Annotated in this window: 14 protein-coding genes; 10 read left to right on the top strand and 4 right to left on the bottom strand. The window is 37.2% G+C overall.

Annotated elements, in window-relative coordinates:
- Nucleotide 1: 1 nt before the first annotated feature.
- Nucleotides 2-1,171, bottom strand: coding sequence for a M20 family metallopeptidase (locus VIG73_RS02125; RefSeq protein WP_331638907.1), 1,170 nt, complete (start codon nucleotides 1,169-1,171; stop codon nucleotides 2-4).
- A 225-nt stretch (nucleotides 1,172-1,396) separates the two neighbouring features.
- Here VIG73_RS02125 and liaF point away from each other — a divergent pair, with 225 nt between their 5' ends.
- The 5 genes from liaF to VIG73_RS02150 all read left to right on the top strand — a co-directional run bounded on the left by liaF (nucleotide 1,397) and on the right by VIG73_RS02150 (nucleotide 4,874).
- Entirely contained in the window at nucleotides 1,397-2,173 is a 777-nt protein-coding gene (gene liaF, locus VIG73_RS02130) for a cell wall-active antibiotics response protein LiaF (protein WP_331638908.1), read from the top strand.
- 14 nt (nucleotides 2,174-2,187) lie between these two features.
- Nucleotides 2,188-3,231 carry a sensor histidine kinase gene (locus VIG73_RS02135; RefSeq protein ID WP_331638909.1) on the top strand — a complete coding sequence of 348 codons (1,044 nt, stop codon included), beginning with the start codon at nucleotides 2,188-2,190 and terminating at the stop codon, nucleotides 3,229-3,231.
- 19 nt (nucleotides 3,232-3,250) lie between these two features.
- Nucleotides 3,251-3,877: a response regulator transcription factor gene (locus VIG73_RS02140; RefSeq protein WP_331638910.1), complete on the top strand. Its 627-nt coding sequence runs from the start codon at nucleotides 3,251-3,253 to the stop codon at nucleotides 3,875-3,877.
- A 79-nt stretch (nucleotides 3,878-3,956) separates the two neighbouring features.
- Nucleotides 3,957-4,382 (top strand): disulfide oxidoreductase, encoded by a 426-nt coding sequence (locus VIG73_RS02145; protein WP_331638911.1) that lies wholly within the window; start codon nucleotides 3,957-3,959, stop codon nucleotides 4,380-4,382.
- 6 nt (nucleotides 4,383-4,388) lie between these two features.
- Entirely contained in the window at nucleotides 4,389-4,874 is a 486-nt protein-coding gene (locus VIG73_RS02150) for a thioredoxin family protein (RefSeq protein ID WP_331638912.1), read from the top strand.
- A 51-nt stretch (nucleotides 4,875-4,925) separates the two neighbouring features.
- Here the strand turns inward: VIG73_RS02150 and VIG73_RS02155 are convergent, their stop codons facing one another.
- Entirely contained in the window at nucleotides 4,926-5,426 is a 501-nt protein-coding gene (locus VIG73_RS02155; protein WP_331638913.1) for an antibiotic biosynthesis monooxygenase, read from the bottom strand.
- 166 nt (nucleotides 5,427-5,592) lie between these two features.
- Here VIG73_RS02155 and VIG73_RS02160 point away from each other — a divergent pair, with 166 nt between their 5' ends.
- From VIG73_RS02160 to hemY, 4 genes are all read left to right on the top strand, one after another.
- On the top strand, nucleotides 5,593-7,773 hold the full coding sequence (locus tag VIG73_RS02160) for a PBP1A family penicillin-binding protein (protein ID WP_331638914.1): 2,181 nt from the start codon (nucleotides 5,593-5,595) through the stop codon (nucleotides 7,771-7,773).
- 89 nt (nucleotides 7,774-7,862) lie between these two features.
- A complete protein-coding gene (gene hemE, locus VIG73_RS02165) occupies nucleotides 7,863-8,897 on the top strand; it encodes a uroporphyrinogen decarboxylase (RefSeq protein WP_331638915.1) in 1,035 nt (344 codons plus the stop codon).
- A 25-nt stretch (nucleotides 8,898-8,922) separates the two neighbouring features.
- On the top strand, nucleotides 8,923-9,858 hold the full coding sequence (gene hemH, locus VIG73_RS02170) for a ferrochelatase (RefSeq protein ID WP_331638916.1): 936 nt from the start codon (nucleotides 8,923-8,925) through the stop codon (nucleotides 9,856-9,858).
- Nucleotides 9,858-11,255 carry a protoporphyrinogen oxidase gene (hemY, locus tag VIG73_RS02175; protein ID WP_331638917.1) on the top strand — a complete coding sequence of 466 codons (1,398 nt, stop codon included), beginning with the start codon at nucleotides 9,858-9,860 and terminating at the stop codon, nucleotides 11,253-11,255. The genes hemH and hemY overlap by 1 nt, the downstream gene beginning before the upstream one ends.
- 211 nt (nucleotides 11,256-11,466) lie before the next feature.
- On the opposite strand, the gene pepF is transcribed toward hemY, so the two are convergent.
- A complete protein-coding gene (pepF, locus tag VIG73_RS02180; protein WP_331638918.1) occupies nucleotides 11,467-13,278 on the bottom strand; it encodes an oligoendopeptidase F in 1,812 nt (603 codons plus the stop codon).
- 211 nt (nucleotides 13,279-13,489) lie between these two features.
- Nucleotides 13,490-13,618 carry a protein YhfH gene (yhfH, locus tag VIG73_RS02185; protein WP_331638919.1) on the bottom strand — a complete coding sequence of 43 codons (129 nt, stop codon included), beginning with the start codon at nucleotides 13,616-13,618 and terminating at the stop codon, nucleotides 13,490-13,492.
- A gap of 250 nt (nucleotides 13,619-13,868) precedes the next feature.
- Between yhfH and VIG73_RS02190 the strand changes: the two genes are divergently transcribed.
- Complete coding sequence (locus VIG73_RS02190; protein WP_331638920.1) at nucleotides 13,869-14,864, top strand: lipoate--protein ligase; 996 nt, start codon at nucleotides 13,869-13,871, stop codon at nucleotides 14,862-14,864.
- The last annotated feature ends 672 nt before the right edge of the window (nucleotides 14,865-15,536 follow it).

Below are 15,536 nucleotides of genomic sequence, written 5' to 3' on the forward strand. Positions count from 1 at the left end.
TTTATGCTTCTTGGTAATTTAAATAGGCTTTAATTAGTGTTTTGGCAGCGATTGGCATTGCTTTTTCATCGAAATCAAATTTAGGGTGATGATGTGGGTATGGATTTGACTCTTTGAATGCACCTGTAAAGAAAAATGCGCCCGGCTTTTCCATCAAATAATAAGCAAAGTCTTCGCCACCCATCGATGGTTCGACTTCAACGATTTCTTGTATTTCTTCAATGCTATCTTTTGTTTTCATGACGAGTTCTGCTTCTTTTTTATGATTGACAACGGGTGGATATCCTTTCGCATAATCAAACGTATAAGTAATATCATTCGCTAAACAAATACCTTTGACCTGCTTTTCCAAAGCTTCGATAATTAGTGTTTGAATCGTCGGATCTAAATAGCGTACGGTTCCATCAAGCTCAGCTTTATCAGCAATGACATTAAAGGCAGTACCTGCATGAAATTTACCAATCGATAAGACGGCTGTGCGCATCGGATTGATTGTTCGACTAATAATTGTTTGTAGTTGAGTTACTAATTGGGCACCGATTGTGATGGCGTCCTTAGTTTCATGGGGGGCTGAACCATGTCCACCTTTACCTTGTAAAGTAATACGAAAACTATCAGCGCCTGCCATTAGAACATCTTTTGAAATCTCGATTCGTCCAACTGGTACGCCTGACCATAAATGTGTTCCGAATACGGCATCAAGATGGTCAAGTGCACCGGATTCGATGATTGGCTTTGCTCCACCAGGATTAACTTCTTCTGCGTGTTGATGTATGAAAACAACAGTCCCTGGAAGTTCGGCTTGGAATTTTGTCAGAACACGGGCAATGACAAGAAGTGTAGCCGTATGTCCATCATGACCACAAGCATGCATCACACCATCCACTTTTGAGCGATAAGGGACATCTTTTTCATCTTGAATTGGCAAGGCGTCGAAGTCAGCCCGTAAGCCAACCGTCTTACCTGGTTTACCGCCTTTTAGTGTCGCGATGACACCATTACCTCCTACTTTTTCTTGATAGGGGAGACCGAGTTGTTCATAATATTCAGCAATATATCTTGCAGTTTTCTCCTCTTTAAAGGATAATTCTGGGTGTTGATGTAAGTAACGGCGAATTTCAACCATTTCAGTAAAAGATTGATCGATTGCTTGTTTAATTTTTGAAAACATGATGTATGATTCCCCCTTATTTTATATACTTTAAATAAATGAAATTCCATTTATTATACCATTTTTCAGAAGATGATGTCTAATATCTTTGGTAAAAGTAACTCGGACTTGAGACGGAGAGGAAAAGCATCTTAAGATGGTTTATCTTACAGCGCCTCCCTGATAGAATAGATTTAACTGTTATTGAACTTATTCATTTAATGACCCTTGATAGGTGGGATAAATATGCGTAGAGGTATTTTTTATTATATGATTGCTTTTTTTCTAATCGGTTTTGGTGTCTTATTAATTTTTGAGAATCTCGGCATTATGTCGTTTAGTTTTAAAACGGGATGGCATTACTTATATCCGGTTCTTATCATATTCCTTGGAATGAAATGGGTGAGTGATCGTTTCAGATATCGGGGTGGAAGTTTATTTTTTGGAAGTTTATTCATTCTTTTTGGTTCATTATTGCTTCTTGATCGCTTTCAAGTGATTACATTTCATTTCAAAGATATATTTAAACTTTGGCCATTACTCATCATTTATTTTGGTTTTTCATTATTAAAAGGATCACGTCCAGTCGTTGTCATGAATTGGTCAAAAGGTAAATCAGATGCTGATGATATTTTTGATGATGAAAAAGTTGACGACAAAGGTTCCATGTTTTCAGTCGGGAATTATGAATACAATCAACCGAATTGGAAAGTCGAGCCGATGTCATTAAGGAGCTTGGCAGGGGATTTCTTTTTCGATTTTTCAAAAGCATTTATACCGGAGAAAAAGATTCCTATTCTCATTGATTCTTTAGCAGGCGATGTCCATGTTTTAATACCAGAACATGTTGAATTTCGTGTGCGAGCCCATGTCGTCGCTGGTGAAATTGATGTTGTTGGTCAATCTACCGATGGGATTAATCGAACATTTACATTTGAAACGCCTGGCTATGGTTTTTCTGAACAAAAGCTAGATTTCCAAATTCGGTTAAAAGCAGGATCAATTCGTATTAATTACGTGTAGAAAGAGGTGATTCTTTGTTTAAGCAGTTAAGTGGTATACGTTATGTTTATATTCGTTCCAATCTTTATAGTTTATTTATTACAACGGTCACATTACTTGCTATTTTATTAACAATTTACGTTCTCTTTGAACCGAAATGGCTTCATGTGACGAGTATTTTTGTCTTTATTATCTTATATATTGTATGTGGGACAGTTATTTCTTTTTATGCGGGTTTTGAGTCGAGTGGCGACTTGAAAAATCGGATTGACGGCTTGTCTGTATTAATCACACAATATACGAACGGAAACTATTTATCTAGTATTTATTGTGACCGTGATGATGAGATTTCTCGTATTAGTAATGAATTGAATCAACTTGGCGTGAATATGCAAGCACAGGTAAAATCGTTACAGCGATTAGCTGACGAAAAAACAGAGTTTGCTAAATCGACGCACAAATCAGCTGTTATGGAAGAAAGACAACGATTGGCACGCGACTTGCATGATGCTGTCAGCCAGCAACTTTTTGCTCTAACGATGATGTCAGAAGCAGCACTTAAACAATTTGACCATCATCCTCACGTTGCTAAAGAACAAATGCATGAAGTTGTGCAGGCGGCACTAAAAGCACAGACCGAGATGCGTGCTTTAATGCTTCATTTAAGACCGGTACATCTATCAGGTGATCCGCTTCATAAAGGAGTTAAACAGTTAATAGCCGAATTAAAAGATAAATGCCAGATTGAATTTCAGGTTAATATTTCAGATGATCTCGTTTTAAGTGAAGCGATTGAGGACCATATATTTCGTATCATTCAAGAAGCATTGTCTAATATACTACGACATGCAAATGCAACACGGGTTAGAATTGATGTTTATATGCGACATGATGAATTATTCGTTCATATTCGTGATAATGGGAAAGGGTTTGAAGTTGAGCAAGATCTAAATAAAAAAACATCCTATGGTTTAAAAACGATGCGTGAAAGAAGTCAAGAACTTGGTGGTACATTTATTATTCGCTCTGATGAGGATGAGGGTACAAATATTGATATCCGTATTCCAGTACATGATTAATTTATAAGGGGGTTTATTTATGATTCGTGTCGTAGTTGTTGATGATCATGAAATTGTTCGTAAAGGAATGATTGCTTACTTACAAACGGATGGTGATATTGAGGTGGTTGGTCAGGCATCGAGTGGCTTTGCTGGTGTAGAAGTAATATTGCAAGAAAAACCAGATGTCGTTCTGATGGACTTAATTATGGAAAATGGTACAGGGATTGAAGCGACAAAACAAGTGATGGAAAAGTTTCCAGAATGTAAAATTATCATTCTTACGAGCTATTATGATGATAAACAAGTATTTCCAGCCATTGAAGCGGGTGCTTTTAGCTATTTATTAAAAACAGCGTCTGCTGATGAAATTGTCCAAGCGATTAAGAAAGCAGTAATTGGAGAAAATGTCATTGAACCAAAAGTAGCCAATAAAATGTTAACAAGCTTTCAAAAAGACACCTTAAAACCTCATGACGAATTAACACCTCGTGAGATGGAGGTTCTCTTATGTATTGGGAATGGTTTAACAAATCAAGAAATTAGTGAGAAATTGTATATCGGCATCAAGACGGTAAAAACACATGTGAGTAATATTTTGTCAAAGTTAGGTGTTAGTGACCGTACACAAGCGGCTGTTTATGTTCATCGCAATGGTCTCCTTTAAGCGATCATGACTTATTGATAGTGCCTTTTTCTATTTTCATGTATAATTATTTTGATTACATTTGAGGGAGAGTCCTAACATGACGTCTGATAAATCGCTTGAAAACCTCATGCTCATTATTTGGACCATTGCACTGTTAGCAACAGGTGGCAGTCTTTATTATTCTGAAGTCATGGGATTTGTACCATGTGAATTATGTTGGGTACAACGTATTTTTATGTATCCATTGATCGTTATTTACGGTGTCGCTTTATGGAAGAAAAATATCCAAATCGCATTACCAGGTTTATTTTTAAGTGGGATTGGCTTTCTCGTATCGACTTATCATTATTTATTACAGAAGCTTCCGCTATTACGAGAGACAGGTGATACTTGTGGATTAATTCCATGTCATACGCAATATGTTAATTATTTGGGATTTATTACCATTCCTTTTCAAGCTGGAATTGCTTTTTTAAGTATATTTGTTCTTCATTTATTGATATTAAATCTAGTTAAGAGGTGAGATAGGATGCAAAAGAAGATGTTAGCGATTATTGGTACAATCGTTCTATTGTTTTTAGCTTTGTTTATTGTGAACCAGTATAAAACGAAGCAAGCAGTAGATGGTGGTAATAATAGTTATGAAAAAAAGGATTTAAATCAGTCGACGATTAAGCAAATGGATGATCCATTATATCAAAACCAAATCACTCCTAACACGCTGAATCAAGCACTTGAGAAAAAAGAACCGATGACGGTTTATTTCTATAGTCCGGAATGTAGTTATTGTTTAGAAACAACCCCGATTTTAGTGCCTTTAGCTGAGGAATTGAACATAGATCTAAAGAAAATTAATTTATTAGAGTTTAAAAAGGGTTGGGACTCTTATCAAATAGAAGGTACACCGACACTTATTCATTATGAAGATGGTAAAGAGGTTGCTCGTATAGATGGTTTTAATGAAAAAGAAGTGTTTAAAGACTTTTTTGAAGAGCATGTCTTAAAAGAAAAATAAGGGAATTATTTTGATCATGAGAATAAGGGTTGTCCTCAAAAGAGGATACCCTTATTCTTCTTTTATCATGGTGTATGTTTTTAAAAATGGGCGGTCAGCAAAATATGCCGGTTGTTTAACCGATTGTTTGTTATGTGCTTTCTCAAATGCTTTTGATTCTCTCCACTCATCAAAAAATGCTTCTGATTTCCACTGTGTTAAGACGATATAAGCAAGCCCTTTTTTAGGCTTTAACAATCGAAAGGCTTGAAAGCCGGGCATTGTTTCGACTGCGTGTTGTCTCTGCTTGAAGCGCTCCTCAAAAACAGGCTGACCTTCTATTGTCACAGGAATATGATTCATAGCAATAAACCCGCGACGCTCGATCTCACCTTTTGATAATAAAATGCCATAGGTTCTTCCGGCCGCGAATACAGATTTCCCTCCTCCTTCATAATAGGCTAGCGTATTGTTGTTTTTCATGAAGTAAAAAGATAAGTGATCATGCTTTTGTTCCAGCTTTTTCAAAAAGGCATATGTTCCATTTGTCATATAAGCTTTTGTTTTCACCATCTTGAATAACGCTCCTTTCTATATATTATTATGTCATAGACGTCATATAAGAGCTATTGACTATGAAGTACTCGTTCTTTCCCCTTTTAAAAAAATGTCGTATAATGTAGACCATAATACATATCCATCAATAGATTGGGGTGAATCCATGATGAGGGGGAAGCCATTGACCACGAACCCACTGCAACGTATTCAACGGAAAATAAATATTCCTTTTTTTATTTTAGCCATCATTTTATTTATTAGTTTAACTGGTTATCTCTTTATATTATATGGAGGACGTTTATTTGTTGATGAGGAGAAAATGATTTTACCAGCAGCTACTATCATTGAAACGGTAGATGGTCAACTAATCCACCGTTTATATGAAGAAAATCGGACACCTATTGACATTAACCAAATGCCCGATCATGTATTAGAGGCATTTGTTGCAATTGAGGATCGGCGTTTTTATGAACATGCGGGAATTGATAGTAAATCAGTATTTCGTGCCATAGTAAAAGATGTGATTGCTGGAAGTAAGGTAGAAGGGGCGAGCACGATTACCCAGCAAGTCGTAAAGAATTTGTTTTTAACACATGATAAAACATGGTTGCGTAAAACAAAAGAAGTGATGGCGGCCATTTATTTAGAACGTCATTATTCCAAAGACTATATTTTAGAACTGTATGTCAATTCTATATACTTTGGGCACGGTGTTTATGGGATTGAAATGGCTGCTCAAAAATATTTTTCTAAACCGGCTAGAGATTTAACGGTCACTGAGGGGGCATTACTGGCAGGACTTGTTCGTTCGCCAAATCATTATTCACCAATTAATCATCCCGACAAAGCACTCAAAAGACGAAATACCGTTTTAAAGGCGATGAACGAATGTGGATTCATTTCTACAGAAGAAAGAGTGCGAGAAACAGGGAAGACTTTAGATTTACAAATAAATGAATCAAGTAATCAGCCGTACTTAGCAAGTTACATTGATATAGTGACAAAAGAAGCGGCTGATAAGCATCAGCTCACCATAAGTGAGCTGAAACGTGGCGGTTATCGACTCGTTGTCAATCTTGATGAAAGGATTCAAAAGATAGGCTACGATCAATTTCAAAATGATCAATATTTCCCAGGCAATGCATCAGGCATTGAAGGTGCATTTGTTATGCGGGAAGTAAAAACAGGAAAAATCGTTGCTGCTGTGGGGGGAAGGGATTATCAATACGGGGATTTAAATCGTGTAACAGTTAAACGCCAGCCCGGTTCAACGATGAAACCAATAGCAGTCTATGCTCCTGCTATGATGGGGAAATCGTTTAAACCCTATAGCATTATTCCAGATCAAAAAGACTTAGTGGATGGTAATCATACGCGTAATAGTGATGATACATATGCAGACTATGTTTCATTATATACAGCATTAATAGAATCAAAGAATACATCAGCGGTTTGGGTTCTTGATCAAATAGGTGTTGACTATGCGAAAGATTATTTGCAACAAATGGCAATCCCTTTGCCAAATGACCATGGTTTAGCCATTGCCCTAGGTGGATTGAAATATGGCATAACGCCTATCCAGTTAATGGATGCTTACGCTACATTTCCAAATGAAGGGAAGTTTCAGCCTTCACGTGCAATTGAAAAAATATATTTGCCGAGTGGTGATTTATTGTATCAAGCGCATGAAAAACAAACAGACGTATTCACACCACAAGTGGCCTGGAATATGACAAAAATGCTAGAAGAAACTGTTAACAAAGGGACGGCACAAGCTGGCTTCTTTGACCGTGCTCTAGGTGGAAAGACAGGCACAACCGAGCATCCACATGTAGCAGGAAAAAACAAGGACATATGGTTCGCGGGATTTACGCCCGATTATGCTTTAGCTGTATGGATTGGGTACGATCAATCAGATAAGATGCATTATTTAACTGGTGGAAGTAGCTACCCAACAACATTAGCGAAACAGATATTAACAGAAGTTAATAAATCACAGCAATTAGTACAAACGTTTAATAAACCAGAGGAAGTAAAATCACTTGACCCACCGATACAACTACCAGAGATTAGCGATTTACAAGCGGATATCGAATGGGAGAGCTTCTCTTTAAGTGGCAAATTAACATGGAACGGTTCAACTGATAAGCGGGTTATTTATCGAATCTATCAGGTTGAACCAGGGATTGATAAACGAATAGGTGAAGTCACAGGGATTCATGAGTATCGAATAAATCTATCATCGTTGTTTAAATCCAAGCAATACTATGTTGTACCTTATGATCCTTTAACTAAATTGGAAGGAAAACGCTCACCATTTGTCGAATTATCATTGTCATATGACAAATTAATGACAAAATAGGCCGTTTGCTATACACGTATGTATTAAATGGCTATAGTTAATAATGGTGGATAATATGAAGAAAGTTATAAAAAAAGGGTGAAAATAATATGTCAAAGCAATTTAATGATACAATCCTTAGGGCATATCGAGGGGAAAAAGTTGAATACACACCTGTTTGGTATATGCGTCAAGCGGGTCGCTCACAACCAGAATACCGCGAATTAAAAAAGAAATATTCACTTTTTGAGATTACACATCAACCAGAAACATGTGCTTATGTGACACGTTTACCAGTAGAAACTTATGATGTTGATGCAGCTATTTTATATAAAGATATTATGACACCTCTTCCTGCGATGGGAATTGATGTAGAAATTAAATCTGGGGTAGGACCAGTTATTTATAATCCAGTTAAAACGATTGAAGATGTGGAAAGCTTAAAAACATTGGATCCAGAAAAACATATCCCATATGTATTGGATACGATTCGTATATTGACAGAGGAACAATTGAATGTCCCATTAATAGGTTTCAGTGGTGCGCCTTTTACTTTAGCAAGCTACATGATTGAAGGTGGGCCATCTAAAAATTATGGTAAAACAAAAGCACTGATGTACAGTAACCCTGACATGTGGTTCATGTTAATGGATAAATTAGCAGATATGATTATTGTGTATGTTGAAGCGCAAATTAAAGCGGGGGCTAAAGCGATTCAGATTTTTGATTCTTGGGTTGGTTCATTGAATGTTAGAGATTACCGTAAATACATAAAGCCGATCATGACACGAATCTTCACAGAGCTTCGTAAATTTGATGTACCATTAATTATATTCGGAGTCGGTGCTAGTCATTTATTGCTTGAATGGAATGATTTACCAGTTGATGTGATTGGACTTGATTGGCGTACATCAATTAAAGAAGCGCGTGAATTAGGTGTAACGAAAGTACTGCAAGGTAATTTAGATCCAGCTATCTTATTAGCGGATTGGGATACAATTGAAACACGAGCGAAAGAAATCCTTGATCAATCAAAAGATGATGAACATCACGTTTTTAATTTGGGGCATGGTGTTACACCAGATGTAAAACCAGAAACATTACAACGTTTAACAGAATTGATTCACACATATTCAAAACGATGAACATTCAATGATGAGGTGAGATGATATGGGAAGAGAGAAAATGGGCTTATTAGTCATGGCCTATGGTACACCATATAAAGAAGAGGATATTGAACGTTATTACACACATATTCGTCACGGGAGAAAACCATCTCCAGAAGCATTAGCTGATTTAACAGCTCGATATAAAGCAATTGGTGGGATTTCTCCACTTGCTAAAATTACTGAAGACCAAGCAAAAGCTTTAGAAAAGGCTTTAAATCATGTTCAAGAAGATTATGAATTCCATGTATATATCGGTTTAAAGCATATCGAGCCGTTTATTGAAGATGCAGTAGAAGAAATGGCAAAGGATGGTATCACGCAAGCAGCATCTATTGTTCTAGCGCCACATTATTCAACATTTAGTGTTAAGTCATACAATGGTCGTGCACAAGAAGAAGCTGAAAAGCATGGGATTTCATTTACATCTGTTGAAAGTTGGTACATGGAGCCTGACTTTATCGCTTATTGGGCAAGAGAAATTAAAAAGGAATATGCGAAGATGAGTGACGAAGAACGTCAAAAAGCGGTCTTAATAGTTTCGGCTCACAGCTTACCAGAGAAAATTCTTCAGCACAATGATCCATATCCAGAACAGTTAGCGGAAACAGCCCAGTTAATTGCTAAAGAAGCAGGGGTAATAAACTATGAGATTGGTTGGCAAAGTGAAGGAAATACGCCTGATCCATGGTTAGGTCCAGATGTTCAAGACTTAACACGTGATTTGTATAAGGAAAAAGGCTATACATCATTTGTTTATGCACCTGTTGGCTTTGTCTCAGATCACTTAGAAGTATTATATGACAATGACTATGAGTGTAAAGTCGTTTGTGATGATATTGGTGCAAGTTATTATCGTCCAGAAATGCCGAATGTTGATCCGTTGTTTATTAATGCAATGGCGAATGCAGTTATGACAAAGATAAGGCGTGATGCCTAATGAAATCTAAAAATATCTTAGTCGTTGGTGGCGGAATAACGGGTTTATCTGCGGCATTTTATTTGCAAAAACATATTCAGGAACATCGTCTTCCATATCATGTTAAATTAGTCGAATCATCCAATCGGATTGGTGGGAAAGTTCAAACTGTCCGCCGTGAGGGATTTACAATTGAACGGGGACCTGATTCATTTTTAGCACGTAAAAAGCCTGCTGTCGAACTCGTTGAAGATTTAGGATTAACCAATCAGCTTGTTCGTAATGGAACAGGGCAATCGTATATTTTAGTCGGTAAGAAGTTGCATAAAATGCCGAGTGGCTCCTTTATGGGGATTCCTACACAAGTTAGACCGTTTCTATTTTCAGGCATGTTTTCTCCAACGGGAAAACTACGTGCGGGAATGGATTTTCTTATTCCAAAAGGGAAGCAGGTTGAAGATCAATCCTTAGGGCATTTTTTTAGACGCCGGTTTGGCGATGAATTGGTTGAAAACCTTATCGATCCCTTATTATCGGGTATTTACTCTGGTGATATGGATGATATGAGTTTAATGGCAACATTTCCCAACTTTTATCACTTAGAACAGAAATACGGTAGTTTAATTAAAGGATTAAATAAATCGATGCCAAAGAGAAAGTCGACTAAAAATAAAAAGAAACAAGGTATGTTCTACTCACTTAAAGGTGGATTAGAAACGTTGATTGATGCTCTCGAAAAACAATTAAAACCGGGTACAATTCAATTACAAACAGCAGTTGATCATATCGAGAAAAAAGACCATGGCTATCATGTGCTATTAAGTGATGGCTCTGTTTATAATGCGGATGCTGTTATTATGGCAACGCCACATCAAACGTTACCTAACATCTTTAGCCAGTATGACTTCTTTAATGTATTTCGTGATATGCCATTAAATTCGGTTGCTAATGTGGCAATGGCTTTTGATAAATCAGCAATTAAAAGAGATATTGATGGGACGGGATTTGTCGTCTCAAGAAATAGCAAGTTCCGCATTACCGCTTGTACTTGGACACATAAAAAATGGCTTAATGCAGCACCAGAAGACAAGGCGCTCATCCGTTGTTATGTTGGGCGCCCTGATGATCCAGAAGCAGTTGATTTATCAGATGAAGACATGGTGAAACTGGTTCTGAAAGATTTAAATAAAATCATGAAGATCAAAAAGAAACCACTCTTTTCTGTTGTCACAAGATGGAAAAATGCGATGCCTCAATATACAGTTGGGCATTTAGACCGTTTAGCAACAGTAAAGCAAGCGATGACTGAACATCTACCAGGTATTTATTTAGCAGGTAGTTCTTATGAAGGTGTAGGTTTACCAGATTGTATTGATCAAGGAAAACAAGCTGTTGATAATGTCTTAAATTATTTATAAAAGTATCATAAAAAAGCAGTCCGATAAGTCTTTTGACTTTCGACTGCTTTTTTTCTCATTTGAATGCTCAATGTGCTATTATTCATGTCACATCGGTCTACTTGTATATCATTGAGTTGCTCAATGAATTTAACAAATAAAATAAGCGGAGAAAACCCGTTTCTCCGCTTATTTTTGAGTTTAGGGGTTATTCAAACTAACCCGTACTCAATTATTCATAGCTTTTTTCCAACTCATCGACTAATGAGCCAACATATTGAACAGCTGTTTTAATGGCATCCGGTTTTGTCATATCAATGCCAACTTTTTTAATCAGTTCAAGCGGTGATAATGTCCCACCCGCTTTTAATACATCTAACCACCCGTTAACTGCTGGTTCACCTTTTTCTTTAATTTTATGAGCTACAGCAGTAGAAACGGTTAATCCAGCTGAATAAGTATATGGATAAAGTCCCATATAATAATGCGGCTGGCGCATCCAAATCAAACCGGCACCATCATCGATGACGACTTCATCTCCCCAAAATGCTTGTATCGCTTCTTTCTTCTGTGTTGAAAGTACATCAGCAGTTAGCGGTGTGCCTTTTTCGGCTAAATCATAAACACGACGTTGGTATTCACCTTCTAATAAGTGTGTAATAAAATTATGATAATATGTCCCTAAAAGCTGTGTGATGACCCAGCGCTTCAATTGTTTATTATCCCCGGCTTTTTCAAGTAAGTAATTACCGAGTAATAATTCGTTCATCGTTGAAGGTGCTTCGACAAAATAAGTAGAAGGTCTTGTGTTAAATAAAGAATGATTTTTCTGTGCTAAATAGAAATGCCCAGCATGTCCTAATTCATGGGCTAATGTAAAGGCGCTTTCCATCGTATCTGTCCATGTTAATAATATATAAGGATGTGCTCCATATGGACTAGAACAAAATGCACCTGTCGCTTTTCCGATATTATTAGAACGGTCAACCCAACCGTTTGTAAAGCCTTCTTTCATGATGTTGTGATATTCGGGTCCCATCACTTTTAATGCTTCAAGAATCGTTTCTTTTGCTTCATCGTATGTTGTTTTAGGATTGTAATCTGGATCAAGTGGTGCTTTTAAATCACAATAGCGGATGTCTTCTAATCCAAGTTTTTCCTTTTTTAGTTTCGCATACCGACGCATATGTGGTGCGAGCTCAGACTGAATAATATCTAGTTGATTCTCATACATTTCCAAAGTGACTTCCTGTGGTTGTAGTAACATCTCTGTTACCGAATCATATCCTCTTAGTTTTGCCAAAGTGACTTGTTTCGTTACTTCTGTGGCATATGTTGCGGCATAAGTATGTTTATATTGATTAAGTGTTTTAATATATGAATCATAGGCATTTCTTCTAACGGTTGTATCCTCAGAAATCTCATATTTTTCTTCATAGAGTGCTGCTGACATTGGAATTTCTTTACCGGTTCCGTCTTGAATCGGGTCGAATACCATATCCGATGATTTGCTCCTAGAGTAGATCATATATGGTGCTTGATGTACTTCTTCTAAAGCGGCTAATGTTTCTTCAACTTCTGGTGTAAGGGTATATGGCTTTTTCTTTAAAATATCGTTAAGCATTTTTTGATAATTGTTTAGTTGAGGTTCATCTTGTTTAAATTGCTCAAATCTTTCTTTTGGTATGTCTAGTAATTCAGTCTCAATAAAAGTTAGTTGAGCGTTTATTTTTGCTGTTAAGGCTGCTACTTTTGCCGCATCACGCTGACAACCAGAATCACTACCATCCGTACTTAAACGAAGGCTAGCATAGGTGGATACCCGAATTAGCCTTTCTAAATATGCTTCATATGCTGTTATACAACCGAATAATTGTTCAGCACTTTCGTTTAGTTTACCTTTATAAGCACTGACTTTTTGCACGTCTTCTTCTAAAGCTTGTCGTTCTTTTTCCCAGTCATCATGCGATGAAAATAATGCTGATAGATCCCATTTTTGATTATTTGGGATTTCAGAACGCTTTTGTAATACTTGTGTTGTCATTTCAGAATACCCCTTTCATTGCAATAAATATTTCGCTTGTCTAAGTAATTATAATATATTTTGCTGAAAAAGGATACTGTATTTCTACTCTTTTATTTGTTCAGAATATAATGGGCAAAAAAAAGAACAGCTATTTGGGGAATAGCTGTTAAGAGGAAAGGAAGTATCATGTTACAATTACAGTAAAATAATTATTTGGGATGTGCTAAACCTATCTTGCTGGATGATTACAATCATCGCATAGGTTGCCATAGCAATCCGCTTGTTCAAACATTTCGTTGCCACATTGCTGGCATCTTTTTTTCGGAAGGTTTCTGAAAAACTCTAATACGTTAACCATTGACAATCCCCCTATGTGCCTTTTTGTAATACAACAGATTAGTCCATTGCATTACTGTGATACAACAATTTCAAGCGTTGAATACATTGTAATACAACAGATGCCACTTTGTCAACACTGTTTTATAACATTTTTAAAGTTTTTGACGAAAGGATGTCAAAATAGATGTTTTTTTAAAGCGTCAATGGTTGCTAGTCATTTGTGAATCCATTAAACTTAAGATGATATACATAACCTGGGAGGTATCGTTATGAAGTTTATTGACAACCAAGGAATTACCGATCCAACGGTAAACTTAGCTTTCGAGGAATATATTTTACAAAACTTTGGAGAAGATGATACATATCTTCTGTTCTATATTAATGAGCCGTCGATCATTGTTGGTAGAAACCAGAATACGATTGAGGAAATTAATACAGATTATGTAGAGAAAAACAATATCAAAGTTGTCCGCCGTCTTTCTGGTGGTGGGGCTGTTTACCATGATTTAGGGAATATTAATTTTAGTTTTATTACAAAAGATGATGGCGATAGTTTCCACAACTTTGAAAAGTTTACGAAACCAGTTGTTGAGGCATTAAATCAATTAGGTGTCCCAGCTGCATTAAAGGGAAGAAATGACCTTGTCGTTAAAGAGCGTAAAATATCTGGAAATGCGATGTTCGCTACAAAAGGACGCATGTTTAGCCATGGAACATTGATGCTTAATTCAGAAATCGAACATGTTGTAGCTGCTTTAAATGTTAGTCAAGCTAAAATTGAATCAAAAGGGATTAAATCAATCCGTAGCCGTGTCGCTAATATAGCTGAATTTATGGATGAAGATATTTCGATGGAAGACTTTAAAGAGATGTTATTAAAACATATTTTCAATGTGGATGATGTGAAAGATGTTCCACGCTATGAATTAACAGATGAAGACTGGAAAAACATTTACGAGATATCTGAAAAGCGCTATCGCAACTGGGACTGGACTTATGGCAAGTCTCCTGCATTTAACTTTAAGCGGTCACATAAGTTCCCATCAGGTCTTGTTGACGTTCGACTTGATGTTAAAAAAGGAATCATCGAAAATTGTAAAATCTACGGGGACTTTTTCGGACTTGGTGAAATTAAAGTCGTTGAAGATCAACTTAAAGGTGTCCGACATGAGAAGCAAGCGATTACAGAAGCATTAGATGATCTAGATGTGGCCCACTATCTCGGGAAGATTACGAAAGAGGAATTTATAGGGTTATTATATTAATACATTTGAGTCTGGAACAAAAATAATATGTTCAACTCAAAGACGAACTTTGTACCACTTTAGTGGAGGAAAGATACGTAAACTCCTGGTCGGCTAGGTACGACCACGTCCAGTGGCCTACACCGACACTAGACGCACAGTCCGTCGCGGGAGGAGAGTATCGGTGGGACCTCCGGAGTGCGTTAGCCCATTACTGAAAAAGCAATGCGCGACGAACTTCCATTATTACAAAAAGCGCAGTGCTTACAGGAAGAGCAGCTCATGATGCTGCCATAATGACATGCGTTACTCTTCAATGCATTGTCTCGTACTGCTATTCATCGGCGAGAGGCTGTATTGAGGTCACAATGGGTTGCCTCGTACTGCTATTCATCGGCGAGAGGCCGTATTGAGGCATCAATGCGTTGCCTCGTTCTGATTTTTAACTGTGAGAGGCTGTATTGAGGCATCAATGCGTTGTCTCGTTCTGATTTTCATCGGCGAGAGGCTGTATTGAAGCTTCAATGCGTTGTCTCGTTCTGATTTTCATCGGCGAGAGGCTGTATTGAAGCTTCAATGCGTTGTCTCGTTCTGATTTTCTTCGGTGAGAGGCTGTATTGAAGCTTCAATGCGTTGTCTCGTTCTGATTTTCTTCGGTGAGAGGCTGTATTGAAGCTTCAATGCGTTGTCTCG

Origin of the sequence: Cerasibacillus sp. (assembly GCF_036516575.1) — a bacterium.
Taxonomy (GTDB): Bacteria; Bacillota; Bacilli; order Bacillales; family Amphibacillaceae; genus Cerasibacillus.

Excerpts from the sequence above, each read along its gene's own strand:
- VIG73_RS02125 (WP_331638907.1), bottom strand. The coding sequence starts at position 1,171 with ATGTTTTCAAAAATTAAACAAGCAATCGATCAATCTTTTACTGAAATG.
- liaF (WP_331638908.1), top strand. The coding sequence starts at position 1,397 with ATGCGTAGAGGTATTTTTTATTATATGATTGCTTTTTTTCTAATCGGT.
- VIG73_RS02140 (WP_331638910.1), top strand. The coding sequence starts at position 3,251 with ATGATTCGTGTCGTAGTTGTTGATGATCATGAAATTGTTCGTAAAGGA.
- VIG73_RS02145 (WP_331638911.1), top strand. The coding sequence starts at position 3,957 with ATGACGTCTGATAAATCGCTTGAAAACCTCATGCTCATTATTTGGACC.
- VIG73_RS02150 (WP_331638912.1), top strand. The coding sequence starts at position 4,389 with ATGCAAAAGAAGATGTTAGCGATTATTGGTACAATCGTTCTATTGTTT.
- VIG73_RS02155 (WP_331638913.1), bottom strand. The coding sequence starts at position 5,426 with ATGGTGAAAACAAAAGCTTATATGACAAATGGAACATATGCCTTTTTG.
- hemE (WP_331638915.1), top strand. The coding sequence starts at position 7,863 with ATGTCAAAGCAATTTAATGATACAATCCTTAGGGCATATCGAGGGGAA.
- hemH (WP_331638916.1), top strand. The coding sequence starts at position 8,923 with ATGGGAAGAGAGAAAATGGGCTTATTAGTCATGGCCTATGGTACACCA.
- hemY (WP_331638917.1), top strand. The coding sequence starts at position 9,858 with ATGAAATCTAAAAATATCTTAGTCGTTGGTGGCGGAATAACGGGTTTA.
- pepF (WP_331638918.1), bottom strand. The coding sequence starts at position 13,278 with ATGACAACACAAGTATTACAAAAGCGTTCTGAAATCCCAAATAATCAA.
- yhfH (WP_331638919.1), bottom strand. The coding sequence starts at position 13,618 with ATGGTTAACGTATTAGAGTTTTTCAGAAACCTTCCGAAAAAAAGATGC.
- VIG73_RS02190 (WP_331638920.1), top strand. The coding sequence starts at position 13,869 with ATGAAGTTTATTGACAACCAAGGAATTACCGATCCAACGGTAAACTTA.